This window comes from Mumia sp. ZJ1417, assembly GCF_014127285.1.
Taxonomy (GTDB): domain Bacteria; phylum Actinomycetota; class Actinomycetes; order Propionibacteriales; family Nocardioidaceae; genus Mumia.
On the sequence record NZ_CP059901.1, the window covers coordinates 3233248 to 3251196 of the forward strand.

15 protein-coding genes are annotated in these 17949 nt (G+C 71.6%); 10 read left to right on the forward strand and 5 right to left on the reverse strand.

Going from position 1 to position 17949, the window contains the following annotated elements:
* Positions 1–6: 6 nt before the first annotated feature.
* Entirely contained in the window at positions 7–657 is a 651-nt protein-coding gene (locus H4N58_RS15740; protein ID WP_167251693.1) for a heme oxygenase (biliverdin-producing), read from the reverse strand.
* A gap of 220 nt (positions 658–877) precedes the next feature.
* On the opposite strand from H4N58_RS15740, the gene H4N58_RS15745 reads away from it, so the two are divergent.
* From H4N58_RS15745 to H4N58_RS15770, 6 genes are read left to right on the forward strand one after another with little or no spacing between them, the layout of a single operon-like run.
* The gene (locus tag H4N58_RS15745; RefSeq protein WP_167251692.1) at positions 878–1975 is read left to right on the forward strand and encodes a hemin ABC transporter substrate-binding protein; all 1098 of its coding nucleotides are present in this window, start codon (positions 878–880) and stop codon (positions 1973–1975) included.
* The gene (locus H4N58_RS15750; protein ID WP_167005288.1) at positions 1972–3042 is read left to right on the forward strand and encodes an iron ABC transporter permease; all 1071 of its coding nucleotides are present in this window, start codon (positions 1972–1974) and stop codon (positions 3040–3042) included. Before H4N58_RS15745 ends, H4N58_RS15750 begins: the two co-directional genes overlap by 4 nt.
* Positions 3039–3839, forward strand: a complete 801-nt coding sequence (locus tag H4N58_RS15755; RefSeq protein WP_167005291.1) for a heme ABC transporter ATP-binding protein — start codon at positions 3039–3041, stop codon at positions 3837–3839. The genes H4N58_RS15750 and H4N58_RS15755 overlap by 4 nt, the downstream gene beginning before the upstream one ends.
* The gene (locus H4N58_RS15760; RefSeq protein WP_167251691.1) at positions 3836–4987 is read left to right on the forward strand and encodes a hypothetical protein; all 1152 of its coding nucleotides are present in this window, start codon (positions 3836–3838) and stop codon (positions 4985–4987) included. The genes H4N58_RS15755 and H4N58_RS15760 overlap by 4 nt, the downstream gene beginning before the upstream one ends.
* Positions 4984–7122: a hypothetical protein gene (locus H4N58_RS15765; protein ID WP_167251690.1), complete on the forward strand. Its 2139-nt coding sequence runs from the start codon at positions 4984–4986 to the stop codon at positions 7120–7122. The genes H4N58_RS15760 and H4N58_RS15765 overlap by 4 nt, the downstream gene beginning before the upstream one ends.
* Before the next feature lie 41 nt (positions 7123–7163).
* The gene (locus H4N58_RS15770) at positions 7164–9089 is read left to right on the forward strand and encodes an Ig-like domain repeat protein (RefSeq protein ID WP_167251689.1); all 1926 of its coding nucleotides are present in this window, start codon (positions 7164–7166) and stop codon (positions 9087–9089) included.
* Between the two features lie 83 nt (positions 9090–9172).
* Here H4N58_RS15770 and H4N58_RS15775 read toward each other — a convergent pair whose 3' ends face one another.
* Entirely contained in the window at positions 9173–9772 is a 600-nt protein-coding gene (locus H4N58_RS15775) for a TetR/AcrR family transcriptional regulator (RefSeq protein ID WP_167251688.1), read from the reverse strand.
* Positions 9773–9834: 62 nt separating this feature from the next.
* Between H4N58_RS15775 and H4N58_RS15780 the strand changes: the two genes are divergently transcribed.
* Genes H4N58_RS15780 through H4N58_RS15795 form a run of 4 tightly spaced genes read left to right on the forward strand, consistent with a single transcriptional unit; the run spans position 9835 to position 15107 of the window.
* Complete coding sequence (locus H4N58_RS15780) at positions 9835–10653, forward strand: purine-nucleoside phosphorylase (protein WP_167251687.1); 819 nt, start codon at positions 9835–9837, stop codon at positions 10651–10653.
* The gene (locus H4N58_RS15785; protein ID WP_167251686.1) at positions 10653–11447 is read left to right on the forward strand and encodes an NAD(P)-dependent oxidoreductase; all 795 of its coding nucleotides are present in this window, start codon (positions 10653–10655) and stop codon (positions 11445–11447) included. The genes H4N58_RS15780 and H4N58_RS15785 overlap by 1 nt, the downstream gene beginning before the upstream one ends.
* On the forward strand, positions 11444–13075 hold the full coding sequence (locus H4N58_RS15790) for a phospho-sugar mutase (RefSeq protein WP_167251685.1): 1632 nt from the start codon (positions 11444–11446) through the stop codon (positions 13073–13075). The genes H4N58_RS15785 and H4N58_RS15790 overlap by 4 nt, the downstream gene beginning before the upstream one ends.
* A gap of 7 nt (positions 13076–13082) precedes the next feature.
* On the forward strand, positions 13083–15107 hold the full coding sequence (locus H4N58_RS15795; protein ID WP_167251684.1) for a phage holin family protein: 2025 nt from the start codon (positions 13083–13085) through the stop codon (positions 15105–15107).
* 97 nt (positions 15108–15204) lie between these two features.
* On the opposite strand, the gene H4N58_RS15800 is transcribed toward H4N58_RS15795, so the two are convergent.
* The 3 genes from H4N58_RS15800 to H4N58_RS15810 form a co-directional block, all read right to left on the reverse strand.
* Positions 15205–15981, reverse strand: coding sequence for an ABC transporter permease (locus H4N58_RS15800; RefSeq protein WP_167251683.1), 777 nt, complete (start codon positions 15979–15981; stop codon positions 15205–15207).
* Positions 15978–17009: an ATP-binding cassette domain-containing protein gene (locus tag H4N58_RS15805; protein WP_167251682.1), complete on the reverse strand. Its 1032-nt coding sequence runs from the start codon at positions 17007–17009 to the stop codon at positions 15978–15980. The genes H4N58_RS15800 and H4N58_RS15805 overlap by 4 nt, the downstream gene beginning before the upstream one ends.
* Before the next feature lie 170 nt (positions 17010–17179).
* Positions 17180–17854: a PadR family transcriptional regulator gene (locus tag H4N58_RS15810; RefSeq protein WP_167251681.1), complete on the reverse strand. Its 675-nt coding sequence runs from the start codon at positions 17852–17854 to the stop codon at positions 17180–17182.
* Positions 17855–17949: the final 95 nt, after the last annotated feature.

The following is a 17949-nucleotide window of genomic DNA, read 5'->3' on the forward strand; positions in this document are numbered from 1 at the left end:
CGAAGGTCAGGCGGACATCTCCGCGAACAACGCCTCGTTGAGCGCGAACGCGACCTTGACCTCGTCGACGACGCGCTGCTTGGTCGCGGAGTCGAACGGGAGCGCGTCGAGGTTCGCGCGGTAGCCGTCCTTGAAGAGCTTCGGCTTCGGGATCTCCGGGAAGTCGTAAAACGACACGCCACCCTCGACCAGGCCGTACTCCCGCTGCAGGATGCGCCCGATCGCCTGCCCGCCCGAGAGGTCACCGAGGTAGCGCGTGTAGTGGTGCGCGAGATAGAGCACGGCGTCGTCGCGGGTCGCCGCGATCCGCTCGGCATAGGCGGTGGCGGCCGGGCCGACCGGCAGGTCGCGCCACGAGTCACCGGCCAGCACACGCAGATCGGCGTCGATCGCGTCGGCACGCATCAGCGCCTCGTCGACGACTGCAGCGGCGACCGCATCACCGGCCAGGTCGCGACCAACGGTCTCCAGGGCGTCGTACACCGAAGCGAGCTGGCGCAGGAACACCGTGTAGGCCTCGACGGACGAGCGGCCCTCGAGAAGCTCGCTCATGAACGTCGAGCTCTCCGCGGACGTGTGCTCGGCGCGCGACCCCTCACGCATCAACGTCGAGAGCGCGTCCTGCGCAAGAGTCTCGGGTGCGGCGGTGACGGTCATGGGGAGGGCCTCCACGGGGCGTTCGAGGGACGGTCGTCGAGCAGTCCCAATAATATGACACACCGTCAGAATCGATAGGACATCGCGTCAGAACCAACCTGACGATGCGTCACTTTAACCCCGGAGATCACAGCCAGGCAAGGCTTACCTATGCTGGATACCAGCGAGGTTAGGTGAGCCTCATTCAGAGGCAGCCTCGTGGTCAGATCGGAGTGCCCCCGTGCGTCGCCGCCTTCTCTCGCTCGTCTCGCTCCTGTGCGCCGGCGCACTCCTCTCGGGCTGCGCCACCGGGGTCGACGGCGAGGCGGGCGCGATCGACGCGATCACCACCATCCCCTCCCTCGCCGACGTCGAGGTCTCGGCGTCGCCCAAGGACCTGACCGGCGAGATCAGTGTCGACCTCGGCGCCGACGAGCCCGAGCCGGTCACCACCGATCCGACCCGGACACTCCCCGTCACGGTCAAGGACAGCCAGGGCACACGCGTCGCGGTGAAGTCCGCAGACCGCGTCCTCGCGCTCGACCAGTACGGCACGCTGTCGCAGATCGTGTACGAGCTGGGTCTCGGCGACACGCTCGTCGGACGCGACGTCTCGACGCAGTTCAACCAGGCCAAGGATCTCCCGCTCGTGACCCACAACGGTCACGAGCTCAACGGCGAGGCGATCCTCGACCTCTCCCCCGACCTGATCATCACCGACACCTCGCTCGGGCCGTGGGACGTCATCGAGCAGGTCCGCGACGCCGGTGTCCCGGTCGTCGTCGTCGACAGCAAGCGCAACCTCGACAACGTCGCCGCGCTGATCGCCCAGGTCGCCTCGCCGCTCGGCGTGCCCGAGGCCGGCAAGGCGCTCGCCAAGCGGACCGCCGACGAGGTCGCCGCCGTGCGCACCGTCGTCGACCAGAAGGCGCCGAGCGCCGTCCAGGACAAGCTCCGCACGGTCTTCCTGTACGTACGGGGGCAGAGCGGCGTCTACTACATGTTCGGCGAGGACTCCGGGGCCGACGCGCTGATCTCGGCCACAGGAGCGTACGACGTCTCCGCGGAGATCGGCTGGAAGGGCATGAAACCGCTCAACGACGAGGGCATCGTCGCCGCCCAGCCGGACACCATCATCATGATGACCAAGGGCCTGGAGTCCGCCGGCGGCGTCGACGGGCTGCTCGAGCGCTACCCGTCGCTGGCCAACACACCCGCCGGCAAGAACCGTCGCTTCCTCACGATGCCGGACAGCCAGATCCTCAGCTTCGGGCCGCGCAGCGCCGACGTGATCAACGCACTCGCCGTCGCGATGTACGCCCCGGAGTCGCTGCAATGACCACCGTCGACCCGACGATCTCGGCCCGGTTCCGCCTCAGCGCGACTGTCATCCTCTTCGCCGGCCTCGCGGTCGCGCTCGTCGTGCTCGCGCTGGTCTCGGCAGGGACCGGCCAGCTCGCGATCCCGCCCGCGGAGGTGCTCGGCTCGTTCCTGCACCGGCTCGGGATCGACGTCGGACCGATGCCCGCCCACCCGCAAGGCGATGCCGCGCTGTGGAGCATCCGTTTCCCGAGGGTCGCGATGGCGATCCTCGTCGGCGCAGCGCTGTCGGCGGCCGGGGCGCTCATGCAGGGCGTGTTCGGCAACCCTCTCGCCGAGCCGGGCGTGATCGGAGTCTCCTCGGGTGCGGCGGTCGCCGCTGCCTGCGCGATGGTCTTCGGCTTCACCGCACTCGGTACGTGGACGGTGCCGGCGCTCGCCTTCGTCGGCGGCCTCATCACCACGGTCGCGGTCTACCTACTGTCGCGCTCCGACGGCCGTACCGAGGTCGTCACCCTCGTACTCACGGGCATCGCGGTCAACGCGGTCACCGGAGCCCTGCTCGCGCTGATGATGTTCCTCGCCGACACGCAGGCGCGCGAGGAGATCGTGTTCTGGCAGCTCGGCAGCCTCAACGGCACCCGCTGGGAGTACGTGGGCGTGGTCGCACCGCTCGCCGTCATCGGCATCGCCGGGGCGTTCCTGCTCAGCCGCAAGCTCGACCTGCTCGCCCTCGGCGACCGCGCGGCGCGCCACGTCGGAGTCGACGTCGAGCGCCTGCGCATCGGGGCGATCACCCTGGTCGCGTTGCTCACCGCGGCGGCCGTGGCGTTCTGCGGGATCATCGCCTTCGTCGGCCTGGTCGTCCCGCACCTCATGCGCATGGTCGTCGGTCCCGGCCACCGGCTGCTCCTGCCGGCCAGCGTCCTCGGCGGCGCGGTTCTGCTGCTCGCCGCCGACCTCGTCGCCCGCACCGCCGTCCCCTACGCCGAGCTGCCGATCGGGATGCTGACGTCGCTCATCGGAGGCCCGATGTTCTTCTGGCTGCTGCGCCGCACCCGTCGTACCTCGGGAGGCTGGGCATGACCGCGCGCGCCACGCTGCAGGTCCTCGGCGGCTCCGTCTCGTACGGGCCGGCCACGATCCTGCGCGAGGTCGACCTCGACGTGCACCCGAGCGAGCTGCTCGTGCTCGTGGGCCCCAACGGCGCGGGGAAGTCGACACTCCTCGGCGTCCTCGCGGGCGACGTGGCGCTGTCGCAGGGCAAGGTGCTCCTCGACGGCGAGCCCCTCGGGTCGCGCCGCGCCGGAGAGCTGTCGCGGCGCCGCTCGGTCCTCCTGCAGGAGCACCGGCTGTCGTTCCCCTTCACCGTCGCCGAGGTCGTCGCGATGGGCCGCGCACCGTGGCACGGGCGTGACGAGTCCGACTCGGACGACGCGGTGGTCGCCGACGCGATGCGCCGTACGGACGTCGAGCGGCTGTCAACACGCAAGTTCCCCACGCTCTCCGGCGGCGAGAAGGGCCGTACCTCGTTCGCACGGGTGATGGCCCAAGAGGCGCCGATCGTGCTGCTCGACGAGCCGACCGCCGCGCTCGACATCGCCCACCAGGAAGCCCTGCTCACCGAGGCGCGCCGACTCGCACGCGAGGGCCACTCGGTCGTCGCCGTGCTGCACGACTTGTCGCTCGCGGCCGCGTACGCCGACCGCGTCTGCATCCTCGCCGGCGGCCAGGTCCGCGCCGACGGACCTCCGGCCGACGTGCTGCGTCCGGACCTGCTCAGCGACGTGTACGGCCACCCGGTCGACGTCTTCACCCACCCGCGGACGGGCGACCTGATCGTCACGCCGCTCCGTACCCCCGTCGAGGAGGTCGTCCGATGAACCCGCTGCTCCGCCGTGGCCTCGCCGGCGCCACCGCGCTCGCGCTGGCAGGCCCGATGGTCGCGCTCACCGCGGCGCCCGCCCACGCCGCCGCCCGGATCACCGTCACCAGCTCCGGAGGCAAGGCGACCGCCGCCACCGACGGCGCGACCACGTTGACCGTCAAGGGTCGCGGGTTCCAGTCGATCGAGGGCGGCGCCGGCGGCATCTATGTCGCGTTCGGCTGGGTCTCCGACCCGACGGGCGACTCCTGGAAACCGTCGCAGGGCGGTGCGACCGGCGACGACTACCGCTACGTGCCGGACAGCGAGTCCGCCGACAACGCCGGCCACCAGCGCTTCCTCGCCTTCCCCGGCTCGGACACGGCGTCGTCGGCGAACGGCACCCTCAGCGCCTCGGGCGGGTTCACGACGACGCTCAGCGTGCCGGGCGCACGCTTCTCGTCGGTCGACCGCTCCGGCAAGGCCGTCGAGGTGGACTGCACCGAAGTCACGTGCGGTGTCCTCACGATCGGCGCCCACGGCATCAAGAGCCCCCGCAACGAGACCTTCACCCCCGTACGCTTCGCGGCCTCGTCCGGGAGCACGGTGACCCAGCCGTCGGCGGGCGCCGCGACGCCGGCCGACGCCGCTCCGACCGTCGCCACCCCGACCGCGCCCGCGCGTACGGGCACGGCGGCGGTCGCCGTCGATCGCGCCACCGCCGTCGTCGGCCGTGTCCTCACCTTCACCGGCACGTCGTTCCAGCCCGGCGAGCAGGTCGTCGCGACGCTCGACGACGGGGTCGCCGCGGTCGGTCCGCTCGCCGCGGGCCAGTCCGGCGAGGTCGCCGGCGTCCTCCAGCTCCCGGCGACGATCGAGCCCGGCACGCACGTCCTGCGGCTGACCGGCGCGGCCAGCGGAGCCGTCCCGGAGGTCACCTTCGCGATCGCGGCGGCGCCGCCGGTCGTGGACGCGACGGCCGCCGAGGCAGCTGACGATGGCCCGACGACTGCCGCCTGGGTCTTCCTCGCGGTCGCCGGCGTCCTCCTGCTCGCCGCCGTCGTCGGCGCGGTCCTGCGCGTACGGCGCGCGCGTCGCGCCCAGGCGACCCAGGCGTCGTCGACAGCACAGGCACCGTCGACCGATCCCGCGGAGGCGGTCCGATGACCCGCCGTCTGGCCGTGGCCGCCTCGATCGCTCTCGTCGCCCTCGCCACCCCGCTCGTCCCGGCCGCCGCTGACGGCGCTGACGGCGCGAGCCAGACCACCGCCCGCGAGGTCACCGGCGCCACCCTGCGCTGGGGCCTGTCGAACGAGGTGAACAACAGGGCGTTCGCTCCCGGATCCTTCAACTTCATGTCCGCAGGCACGATCTCTGACCCCGGCAAGGGCGGCCAGACGATCATCTCCGCCGACTCGTGGTCGAACGGGAAGCCTGCGGGCTGGAAGGCCTCGTCGCGCAACGTCGCGCTGGAGAAGAAGACCACCTCGGGCTCGTACGCACCCGCGACATGGAGCGGGCTCACGACCTCCCCAAGCGGAGCCCCGATCGCCTCGCCGACCAGCGGCACGTTCACCGACCACCAGATCGTGCTGTCCGAGGGCTCCGGTTGGGTCGATCCGGACACCGGTCGTGCCTCGCTCTCGTGGCGGGGATCCTTCACCGTCGTCTTCTACTCAGGGATGTCGTTCTTCTCCGTGTCCGACCCGGCACTGAGCGTCGACCGGGACGGTACGGGCGTGCTCACCGCAACGCTCAGCGGCTTCGGCTCCAGCCTCGCCGACCCGTCGGTGTGGAAGCCCGTGGCGGCGAAGAAGGTCACGCTCGCGACGCTCCCGGAGGTCCAGCTCGGCGCCGACGGCACCACGGCGACGCCCTCGTACGAAGGGGTGCGCAACGGCGCGGTCGACCAGAACGTCACGAAGCCAGGCTGGGGCTCGTGGCCGACGTCGTTCGTCGCGTGGCTCGCCGGTGCCGGCTCCGGCTCGTACTGGTACTCCTCGGGCGGTGCGGTCGATGCCAACAAGCCGCCGCTGCCCGTCCACGTCGCGTGGGAGCTCGGCGACGTGCTCGACACGGATCCGCAGGACCCTGGCGTGCCGGAGGATCCCGATCCTCAGGTCCCGACACCGACCACCCCGACACCCGAGAACCCGGCACCGTCGCCCGCTCCTTCAGGTGACGACAAGGCGACCAAGACGTTCAAGGTCTCCGACGCGCAGCTCCGCTGGGGCCTGAACAGCGAGATGAGCAACTCCGCATTCGCCCCGGGGACGTACAACTTCTTCTCGGCGGGCACGGTTCCCAACCCCGGTCGCGGTGGCCAGACGTTGCCCCAGGGCAGCTGGAAGGCACGCGCGGGCAACGTCCGGATCGAGAAGGAGACGGCGAACGGCGGCCACCACCTGGCGACCTGGGACGGCCTCCGCACGACGCCGAACGGTCAGCCCCTCGGCGCCACCACCAACGGCCTCCTCAGCGATCACACGGTCGTCATCGACGGCGGCACCGGCACGGTGAACCCGACGAAGAAGACGGCGATGATCCGCTGGACGGGCACCTTCACGGTGCTGCTCTACAGCGGCATGTCCTACTTCACGATCACCGACCCGGTGCTCACGGTCAGCAAGGGCGTAGCCCGTCTCGACGGCACGCTCGGCGGGTACGCGTCCGACCGCAACGACACCTCCGTCTGGAAGCCGCTGTCGCCGACGTCGGCCCGGCTCGCCGATGCCTCGGTCCGGAGCCTGTCGAACGCCCGCGGGTTCACGGTGACGCCGCGGTTCACCGGTGTCCGGTACGAGGCTCCGGGCGGCGCCGTCGCCCAGAACCGGGACGCGTCGGGTTGGGGGGCTTTCCCGACATCGTTCGTCCGCTTCCAGGAGAAGGTCGGGACAGCCTCGTACTGGTACAGCAGCGGCGCCTCCACCGATCGCTTCAAGTCGGCCCTGCCGATCACCTTCAGCTACGACGCCGACAAGCCCGCGAGCGCTCCGAAGGGGGGCATCCCGACCGGCGGTGAGGACGACGCCGGCTCCGGGACGTCGACCGGCTCCACCGGCTCGGGGCTCGGCACGCCCGCCGCCCCGTTCGGATCCGCAGCTCTGCCGCCGGCCGCGACCGACGCCCGTACGGTCGTCGGCGCGACGGTGCCCGTCGGCACCACCGAAGGCATCCGCCCGGTCGCCCAACCCCTCGGGGGGTCGTCCCCGACCTGGCCCTGGTGGGCCGGCGGCGCCATGGCTCTCGGCGCGCTGCTCGTCACCGCCGGCTCGCGCGCATTGACCCGACGCACCTCCTGATCTGTCTCACCCCCATCCCCACACGAAGGGAAGCACCACCCATGTCCACGTCCCTCCCCCGGCGGTTCCGGCGCCTCGTCGCCGCCACCGCCGCGACCGCCCTCGCGGCCGGCACCCTGGCTCTCGCAGCCGGCCCCGCGCACGCGGCACCGAAGCTGATCGACGACGCCACGTTCACGTGGGCCCTGTCCAACGAGGCCGGCGGCGGCGCCTACGACGGCAGCTGCAACTTCCTCTCGGCCGGTGAGGCCGGCAGCACGGGATCCTCGCGTCCCTGGACCGAGACGGACAGCTTCTACCAGACGACCGCCGGCAACGTCTCGATCGTCAAGCCGAACGCCGCCGGCGATGAAGTCGCTCCCACCTGGGCGACCAAGTGCCTGGATCGCACCGGCGCCCCCGTCATCGCGGCCAACCCCGCATCGACGAGCGAGAACAAGGTCGTCATCACCGACGGCGAGGGCACCGTCGACCCGGCCGCGGGTACGGCGACGATCCAGTGGGACGGCGCCTTCACCGTCGCCTTCTACGCCGGCAGGACGTACTGGACGGCGACCGACCCGAAGCTGACCGTCGCTACCGACGGCACCGGTACGGTCACCGCGACCGCCTCCGGGTACGCCGCGGACATGGACGATCCCACCCAGTGGACGGCGGTGCCGTCGCGCACGGTCACGCTGGCGACACTCGCGGGCGTGGACGTCACCGCGTCCGGCATCGACATCACGCCGACCTATCGAGGCGTTTCGGTCACCACTCCGGCAGGGGCAGCGGCGCAGACGACGACCGGCGCGTCGTGGGGCTCGTTCCCGCAGAGCTTCGTCGACTTCCACGGCCTCACCGGCCAGTCGTCGTACTGGTACTCGACGGGGAGTCAGCGCGACATCGCGAAGGTTGCCAACCCGATCGCCGTCGACTACACCGTCGCGCCCGACCCGGCACCGGCGAAGGTGACGGTCAGCAAGACGACGATCCCGACGACCGGTGAGCACGAGATCACCGTCACCGGCTCCGGTTTCGATCCGTCGCTGGCTACCGGCACCCGTCCGCCGCTCGCCGGGAAGCCTGTCGGCACCTACGTCATCCTCGGCACCGTCGCCGACACCTGGAAGCCCAGTGCGGGCGCGACGTCCTCCGCCCGCAAGGCCATCTCCCAGAAGTGGGCCGTGCTCGCCGGCGACATGGCCACCATCGGTGGTCCTGGCGCGGGCGCGATCGAGCTGAAGGCCGACGGCACGTTCTCGACGACCTTCACCGTCTCCAAGTCAGCGGTCGACGCCGCGCCTGACAAGCTGGCGAACCTCGGCGTCTACACCTACGCCGCCGGCGGTGCGACCCAGGCCGCGTACGAGACGTTCACTCCGATCGCGTTCAAGGACCCGGCGCCTGCCGCCGTCACCTCCACGACGACGCTGACCGCCCCCGCCAAGCTCGTGTACGGCCGTACCGGCACCGCCACGGTCGCCGTGAAGGCGCCGAAGGCCGTCGCCGGCTCGATCCAGCTGCTCGACAGCGCGAAGGTCATCGGCACCCGTCCGGTCGCCTCCGGCAAGGCGTCGTTCGCGCTCCCGAAGAACCTCAAGGTCGGCGCGCACCGTCTGTCGGCGCGCTTCGTCTCGAGCAACGCGGCGGTCGTGAAGCCGTCCACCTCGGCGGCTCGTACCCTCACCATCACCAAGGTCGCCACCAAGACCGCCGTGAAGGTCACCAAGAAGCCGACCCGCAAGAAGGCCGGCAAGGCCAAGGTCACCGTCTCGGGCTCCCCGAAGGCGAACGGCAAGGTCACGCTCGTCATCAAGGGCAAGGGCATCAAGAAGACCGTCCGCGCCACCGTCAAGAACGGCAAGGTCGTCGTGAAGCTGCCCAAGCTGGCGAAGAAGGGCACCTACAAGGTGACTGCGACGTTCGCCACGACCGGCACCCACGCGGGCTCCAAGAAGACCGTGAAGGTCAAGGTCACGAAGTAACGGACGTACGTCCCGACAACATGACCCGACGTTCCACCCCGGATCTGGGGGTGGAACGTCGGGTCATGTTGTCGGGTCGTACGTCAGGCCTCGCGGGCGCCGACCGCGCGGAGGACGAAGCGCTCCGTGACGGCGACGGCGGAATCGCGCTCCGTCCCCTCGCCGTGGGTGACCTGGCGCCCCTGCAGGCACGCGAGCACGAGCGCCGTGGTCGCGCGCAGGTCGTCGACGACGAAGGCGCCCTGCTCCATGCCGTCGGAGAGCACGCAGCGCAGCAGGTCCTCGACGACGATGACGTGCTCGCGCATGTGCAGCAGCGCATCGCGCGAGAGCACCGAGTAGAGCTGTGGGCCGAGCCCCATGTGCATCTCGCGGGAGAGCGCGACGTGCATGCGCACGTATGTCCGGAGCTCCTCGACCGGGCCCTCGGCCTCGGCGAGCGCGCCGCGGATCGCCTCGACGTACTGATGGGTCTCCTCCATCGCGAACGCGAGGAGGATCGCCTCCTTGTCGGCGAAGTGGTTGTAGATCGCCGTACGGCCGATCTCCGCGCGGCTCGCGACGTCGGCGAGCCGGACCGCGTCGTAGCCGCGCTCGGTCAGCAGCTCACCGAACGCGACGAGCACGCGGCGTCGTGTCTCGATCCGGTGGGCGGCCAGGTTCTCGCCTATGATCTTGGGCACCCCGCCAATCTACCGGCCCCCGGGACCGCCTGAGTTAGTGTGCCGAGGTGAGTGTCGAAACCATGAGCCCCGTTGAACCTTTGGACCGCCCCCGCTCCCCCGAGGAGATGGCGACCGCCGCCGCAGAGGTGCTGCGTGAGCGCACCGGAGGAGACCACGACGTCGCCCTCGTGATGGGGTCCGGCTGGAAGCCTGCCGCCGACGTTCTCGGCGCCCCCGAGCACGAGTTCCCCACGACCGACCTGCCCGGCTTCGTGGCGCCGTCGGTCGCCGGCCACGGAGGGACCGTCCGCTCCGTGCGCGTCGGTGACACCCGCGTGCTGGTCTTCCTCGGCCGGACTCACCTGTACGAGGGCCACGGCGTCGACGCAGTCGCGCACGGCGTCCGTACGGCAGCGGCGACAGGGTGCCGCGCCGTCGTTCTGACCAACGCGTGCGGCGGCCTGCGTCCGGAGTGGATTCCGGGCACGCCCGTCCTCATCAGCGACCACATCAACCTGACCGCGACGTCGCCGCTGCACGGTCCGCAGTTCGTCGACCTGACCGACCTGTACGCCAGTCGTCTGCGCTCGCTGTGCCTGGAGGTCGACCCGACGCTCGCGCAGGGCGTGTACGTCCAGTTCCCCGGCCCGCACTACGAGACGCCCGCCGAGATCGGCATGGTCCGTGCCATCGGAGGCGACCTCGTCGGCATGTCGACCGTCCTCGAGGCGATCGCGGCCCGTGCGGCAGGCCTCGAGATCCTCGGCATCTCCCTCGTCACGAACCTCGCGGCCGGCGTCACCGGCGAGCCGCTGAACCACGAGGAGGTCCTCGCGGCGGGGGCCGCCTCCGCTCAGACGATGGGGCACCTGCTCGCGTCGGTCGTGGGCCGCATCTGATGCGTGTCCTGGTCACCGGCGTCTGCGGGGCGATCGGCAGCACGGTCGCTCCCGCCCTCGCGGCGCAGGGCCACGAGGTCCGAGGCCTCGACCTGGTTGCCCCGGACGACCGCCTCGCGGCCGCGCTGAGCGCCGGCATGCTCGTCGGCGACGTCCTCGACCCCATGCTCGCCGATCAGGCGGTCGAGGGGGTCGACGCGGTCGTGCACCTCGCCGGCCTGCCGGAGGAGTCCACGCTGACCGACGAGCTGACGTCGCACGCGCACACCACCGCGGTCCTCCTCGACGCGATGGTCCGCCACGGTGTCGACCGGTTCGTCTACGCCAGCAGCAACCACGCCGTCGGGATGGTCCCACGCACGGACCGGCTGGAAGCCGAGGTGAGGCCGCGGCCGGACACCTTCTACGGTGTGGCGAAGGTCGCCGCAGAAGCGTTGATGAACCTGTACGCCGACCGCTTCGGGATGACCGCCGTCGCCCTGCGGATCGGCTCGTTCCGCGAGGAGCCGACGACTCGCCGTGCGCTGTCGACGTGGCTCTCGCCCGGCGACGCGGTCCGCCTCGTCGAGGCGGCGCTGACGGCCGACGAGTCCGGCTTCATCGCCGTCTACGGCATCTCTGCCAACACCCGCGCGTGGTGGGACCTCGGGCCGGGGCGACGCATCGGGTACGCCCCGCGCGACGACGCCGAGGCGTTCGCGGCCTCGATCCCCGACCGCGAGGAGGACGAGGCCGAGGGCGACCGGGTCGGTGGCCCCTTCGCGGTGATGCCGCTGGGGAGGCCGCTGCCGTGACGAGCCCCGACCTGACCCCGAAGGACCTCGCCGAGGCCTGGCTCGCCCAGGACCCTGACCCGCAGACCCGTGACGAGCTGCGCGTGCTGCTCGACTCCGGTGACGAGGCGGAGCTCTCCACGCGCTTCGCCGGCCGTCTGGTCTTCGGCACAGCGGGCCTGCGCGGTCCGCTCGGTGCCGGCCCGACCCGGATGAACAGGGTCGTCGTCGCCCAGGCAGCCGCAGGCCTGGCCGCGTACCTGCGCGCGCACGCGGACGAGGCCCCAACCCTCGTCGTCGGGTACGACGCGCGCCACAACTCCGCGATCTTCGCGCGCGACACGTGCGAGATCGCAGAGGCTGCGGGCGTCCGCGCGCTGCTGCTTCCCGAAGCGCTCCCGACGCCGGTGCTCGCCTTCGCGATCCAGCATCTCGGCGCCTCCGCAGGCGTGATGGTGACCGCGTCGCACAACCCGCCGCAGGACAACGGCTACAAGGTCTACCTCGGAGACGGCAGCCAGATCGTGCCGCCCGCAGATGTCGACATCGCCGAAGCGATCGCCGCCGTCGGACCGGTCGACTCCCTCCCCCGCGACGAGGCGTACGAGGTCCTGACCGACGAGGTCCGAGAGGCGTACGTCGCTGCCGTCGCGGCGCTGCCGGACGCTGGCCCCCGCGAGCTCGTCGTCGCGTACACACCCCTGCACGGCGTCGGTCTCGCGACCGCGGCGGAGGCCGTCCGTGCCGCAGGCTTCGAGGCACTCCACGTCGTCGAGGAGCAGGCCGATCCGGACCCGGACTTCCCGACGGTCTCGTTCCCCAACCCCGAGGAGCCCGGCGCGACCGACCTGCTGCTCGCGCTCGCCGACCACGTCGGTGCCGACCTCGCCCTCGCGAACGACCCCGATGCCGACCGCTGTGCCGTCGCGGTGCCGACCCCTGCCGGCTGGCACCAGCTGTCCGGTGACGAGGTGGGCGTCCTCCTGGCCGACTTCCTGCTGCGACGCGGTGTCGCGGGGACGTACGCAACGACCATCGTCTCCTCGTCGCTGCTCGGGCGGATGGCCGAGGCGTACGGGCAGCCGTACGCGGAGACGCTCACCGGCTTCAAGTGGATCGGCCGCGTCCCGGGCCTGGCGTACGGGTACGAGGAGGCGCTCGGCTACGCGGCGGCACCGGCGATCGCGCGCGACAAAGACGGCATCTCCGCGATGGTGCGGATGCTCGAGCTCGCCGCCGAGCTACGCGTGCAGGGCCAGACCCTGCGCGACCGCCTCGACGAGATCGCCGCACGCTTCGGCGTCCACGCGACCGACCAGCTCTCCGTACGGATCGACGACCTCACGCTGATCACGCAGGCGATGGCACGGCTTCGTGCCGCGCCTCCGACCGTCCTTGGGGGCTATGCCGTCGAGCACGTCGACGACCTCGAGGCGGGCAGCGAGAGCCTGCCTCCGACGGACGGGCTGCGGCTCGTGCTCGCGGAGGGCGGACGGGTGGTCGTACGCCCTTCGGGGACCGAGCCCAAGCTCAAGTGCTACCTCGAGGTGGTCGTCCCCGCCGACGACGGCGTCGACGCCGCACGGATCGCGGCGGCTGCCCGCCTCGACGCGATCCGAGCCCACCTGTCGACAGCCCTGGGACTGTGAGCCCGCGATGACCGCGCCCGTCCTGCGCCGCTTCCGGGGAGGCGACGTGGGGCGGCTCCTCCTCGCATGGGTCGGCGGCACCCTCACGCTCGTCGTGGTCGACTGGGTGCTGCACGACCTGGAGTTCACCGCGTGGTGGACCCCTGCCGTGGCAGCGGCTGTGATCGGCCTCGTCGGGCTCGTGCTCCAGCCGCTGCTCGTCGCGGTGGCGGCGCGGGTCGGCTGGGTCGCGGTGATCGCGCTCGCCGTCGTCGGCCAGGCGGTTGTCGTCGCGGTGGCGCTCGCCGTCGTCCCCGGCATCGTCGTCGAGAGCTGGTGGGCCCCGCTGATCGCGGCCTGGCTGGCGGCGCTCGTCGGCTCGCTGCTCGCCTGGCTGAGTACCGCGGGCACCGACGAGGGGTTCGCGGTGGCGCTCGCGCGCCGCGGTCGCCGTTCGCGACAGCATGGAGACGGGCCTGACGAGGACGGTCTGCTGGTGGTCCAGCTCGACGGTGTCGCCTACCCCGTCCTCACCTGGGCGCTCGCCGCCGGCAACATGCCCACGCTGGAGCGGTGGCTGCGCGAGGGCAGCCACACCCTGCACGAGTGGCGACCGACGACGCCGTGCACGACGCCGGCGAGCCAACTCGGGATCTTGCACGGCTCGGCGGAACGGGTGCCGGCGTTCCGCTGGTACGACCGTGAGCTCGGCCGCGTCCTCACCGCCAACCACCCCGCCGACGCCGCGGTGATCGAGCAGCGGGCACAGGGTCCGGGCCTGCTCGCCGACGGCGGTGTCTCGGTGTCGAATCTCTTCAGCGGCGGCGCCGACCGTACGGCGATGGTGATGTCACGCCTGCGCAGCGGCCGAGGCACGACGATCACCCGCGAGGCCGTCGCGTGGTTCGCGGTGCGGCCCGACGGGCTCGCGCGCAGCCTGTTCCGGACGCTCGCCGAGGTCGTGCGCGAACGCACCCAGTCTGCGCGACAGGCGCACCGTGACGTCCTGCCCCGGGTCAAGCGGGACTGGACGTTCGCGTTCCTGCGCGCGGGGTCCAACGGCATGGTCCGCGACCTGTCGACGGCGGTGGTCGCGCAGGAGATGCTCCGCGGGACGCCGATCCTGTACGTGGACTACGTCGACTACGACGAGGTCGCCCACCACGCGGGGGTGTTCCGTCGCGAGGCGCTCGCAGCGCTCGAGGCCCTCGACGGCGTGCTCGCGACGCTCGAGACAGTCACCACGCACTGCCGACGGCGCTACCGCATCGCCGTCGTGAGCGACCACGGCCAGTCGCAGGGCGCGACCTTCCTGCAGGTGCACGGGGCGACGCTCGCCGACCTGGTCGCTGAGCTGACCGCCGGGTCGGTGGAGGCCGTCCAAGCCAGCAACGAGGACTACGCCCGGCTGCGCGCGCTCGCCGAGGAGATGGCGGGAGCCGGCGCCGGCTCCGGCACGGCGCGCCGCGCCGCCGAGCGGATGGACCGTCGTACGGGCAGCTCCGCCGCCGACTCCGACGCTCCCGCGCGCGAGGCCGACGGCGCGAGCGACCTGATCGTCCTCGCGTCGGGCAATCTGGGTCTCGTCAACGCCCGCTCCGACCAACGCTTAGTGCTGCAGGAGATCGACGAGCGCTGGCCGCGCCTCATCCCTGGACTGGTCAACCACCCGGCGATCGGCTGTGTGATCGCGATGACCGTGGACGAAGGACCGGTCGCGATCGGGAGCGACGGCATCCACGCGCTGCGTACGGGCAAGGTCATCGGCGACGTCGACCCGCTGGCCGCGTACGGGGAGGGGGCGCGCGAGCGCATCCACCCCGCGTCCGAGCGGCCCGAGGCGCCGGACCTTTACGTCGTGAGCGCCTGTGACCCGGCGACCGGGACCGTCCACGCGTTCGAGGAGCTGGTGGGCAGCCATGGTGGGCTCGGCGGCTGGCAGGACCGCGCCGTGCTGCTCGCGCCGGCCGAGCTCGCGCCGCCGCCCGACGACCTGCTCGGCGCCGACGCGATCCACCGCGTCCTTCGAGGCTGGCGCGACGAGCTGGTCTGACGCCACACTCCCCCTCTGTCGCCCCGTCTCGCGCGGACGTCATACGTCTCGCGGGGCACAACCCGCAAAACGTATGACGTCCGGTGGAGGGGACGGCTCAGACCGAGCGCTGGTACGCCCGGAACGCCCGGGTGGCGAGCCAGCTCATCACGGCCGCGACCACGAGCAGCAGGGCGAGCCGCCCTCCGACGACCGACCAGTCCGGGCCCGCCGACAGGGCCTCACGGGAGGCGACCACCGCCCAGTCGACCGGGTTGAGGCGAGCGACGGTCGCCACCCAGTCCGGCATCAGCGCGGCCGGGAGCATCACCGAGGACAGGAACGTCAGCGGGAGCGTGAGGAACTGCGAGATGCCGATCAGCGCCTCCTCCTGTCGTACGAGCAGCGCCACGGCGTTCGACAGCGCCGCGAACACCGAGCCGAGGAGCACCGCCGCCACGACCACCACGAGCCACCCGAGCGGCCCACCCTCGAACCGCGCCCCCACGACGACGCCTGCCGTCAGCACGATCAGCGACTGGAGCGCGATCGTCACGGCCTGCGACGCGAGCGAGCTCAGCATCAGCGCCGACCGCCCGACCGGAGACGTGAGGTCGCGATCCATGACGCCGCGGTCCATCGCGACGATGAAGCCGGTCCCGGCCCACCCCGCCGAGAACATCGCCGTCATGACGACGACGCCCGGCGTGAGGTAGGTCATGTACGAGGCGTCCCCGAACCCGGGGAGCTCGACGACGTTGCGGAACAGCTGGCCGAACAGCAGCAGCCAGACGAGCGGCTGGATCAGCGAGAAGGCCAGGTACGCCGGCTGCCGCACGAGGTTGCGCAACGACCGCCGGGTGAGGAGCTCGGTGTGCACGAGCATCGTGGTCATGCCGCCACCCCCTCGGACTCGGCACGGTCGATCCCCGCACGCCCCGGCCCGTCGCCGTTGCCGAACGCGCGCCCGGCGTAGCGCAGGTAGACGTCGTCGAGCGACGGCCGCGCGACGGTCACCGCGGCGAGCCGCAGCGACGCCGCGTCGAGCGCCGCCATCACCCGCGGCAGGGCGACTGCACCGTCGTCCACCCGCGCGCGCAGCAGCCCTGCCGTACGGGTCAGCTCACGGACCCCGGGCAGGTCGCCGAGCGCCCGCTCCGCCGCGTCGACATCGCGGCGCTCGGCGAGCTCGACGGCGATCGCGTCGCCCGACAGCCCCCGCTTGAGCGTGTCCGGTGTCCCCCGTACGACGGCACGGCCGTCGTCGACGATCACGAGCTGGTCCGCGAGCTGGTCGGCCTCCTCGAGGTAGTGCGTCGTGAGCAGCACCGCAACCCCGTCCGCTGCCGCCAGGCGCGAGATCTCCGCCCACATGTCGGCCCGCGCCTCGGGGTCGAGCCCGGTGGTCGGCTCGTCGAGGAAGAGCACCTGCGGCCGGTGGACCAGGCTCATGGCGACGTCCAGCTTGCGCTGCATGCCCCCGGACCACGTCCGCGCGAGGCGCCCCGCTGCGTCGGCGAGACCGAAGCGTCCGAGCAGCTCGTCGGCCCGCGCCCGGGCCTCGCGACCAGAAAGTCCGTACACGCGTCCGGCGAGGACGAGGTTCTCGATGCCGGTGCCGACCGGGTCGAAGGCAGGTTTCTGGGAGACGTAGCCGAGGGCGCGTCGGACGTCGGCGGCCTCGCGGACCACGTCGAGTCCGGCGACCGAGGCGGTCCCCGAGTCTGCTCGTGACAGCGTGGTGAGGATCTTGACGGTCGTGGACTTCCCGGCGCCGTTGGGCCCGAGCAGCCCCAGCACCGTCCCGGGCTCGACCTCGAGGTCGAGCCCGTCGAGGGCCCGGACCTCATGGTCTCGGGCGCGATAGGTCTTGGCCAGGCCGGTGGCGGCGATCGCCGGTCCCGACCGCTGTGGATGTGGCATGGCAGGTCTCCTTCTGATGAGGAGTCCGCCACCGGTGCCGTAGCCTGGAGATGCAGCCTTCGGGGCTCGGCGCCTGCGTCGGACTCGAGGGTGACGGTCCCCGGTCGATGGCAGTCGGCCGGGGACCTCTCTTCGTCCGCCCGCACGGGTGCGCGGGCGGAAGTCGGTGGTCAGGGCCCGGACATCAGCACTCCGAGCTCGGGGAACTCCTCGACGAGCCGCCGCTCCGCCTCCTGCGGGTCGGCACCCTCGGCGCGCAGCTCGTGCATGCGTCGCCAGATGCTGATGCCCTCGAACGTCTCCGTGCGCAGGTCGGCAAGCAACGCCGCGACGAACTCACGCTCGGCGGCGCGGACGGCCTCCTGGTAGTCGCTCTCGAGGACGAACAGCCGAGGGAAGCCATCGGGCAGCGCCTGACGGATCGCGTCGTACGCCCGCGACTGCAGCGTGAGCTCGGACAGCCGCCGCTCCAGGAGCGGCACGACGTCGTCGGGCGGCAGCGTGGCGATGAGCGACAGGGCGGCTTCGAAGTCGGTGAACTGCGGAGTCGGCTCGCTGAGGAGCTCGCTGAGCCAGTCGGTCATCACGATCTCGCCGTCCGAGGTGATCTCGTAGACCGTGCGCTCGGGACGCCTCCCCTCGCGGACGGTCTCGCGCGCCGCGATGAGGCCCTTCTTCTCGAGCGACTCGACGACGGAGTAGAGCGACCCGTAGTTGAGCCGGATGCTCTCCTCCTTGTGCCGCTCGCGCAAGGTGCTCGACATCTCGTACGGGTGCATCGGCCGCTCGGCCAGCAGGCTGAGCACGGCGAGCGCGAGCGCGTTCGTTGGGCGTCGTACGGCCATCGCTCTCTCCCTCCGATATCGAGTACTCGACTCAGAGTATTACGGCGAGAGTACGGAGACAAGACGCGCCGTGCCTCTCATGAGACAAGACGCGC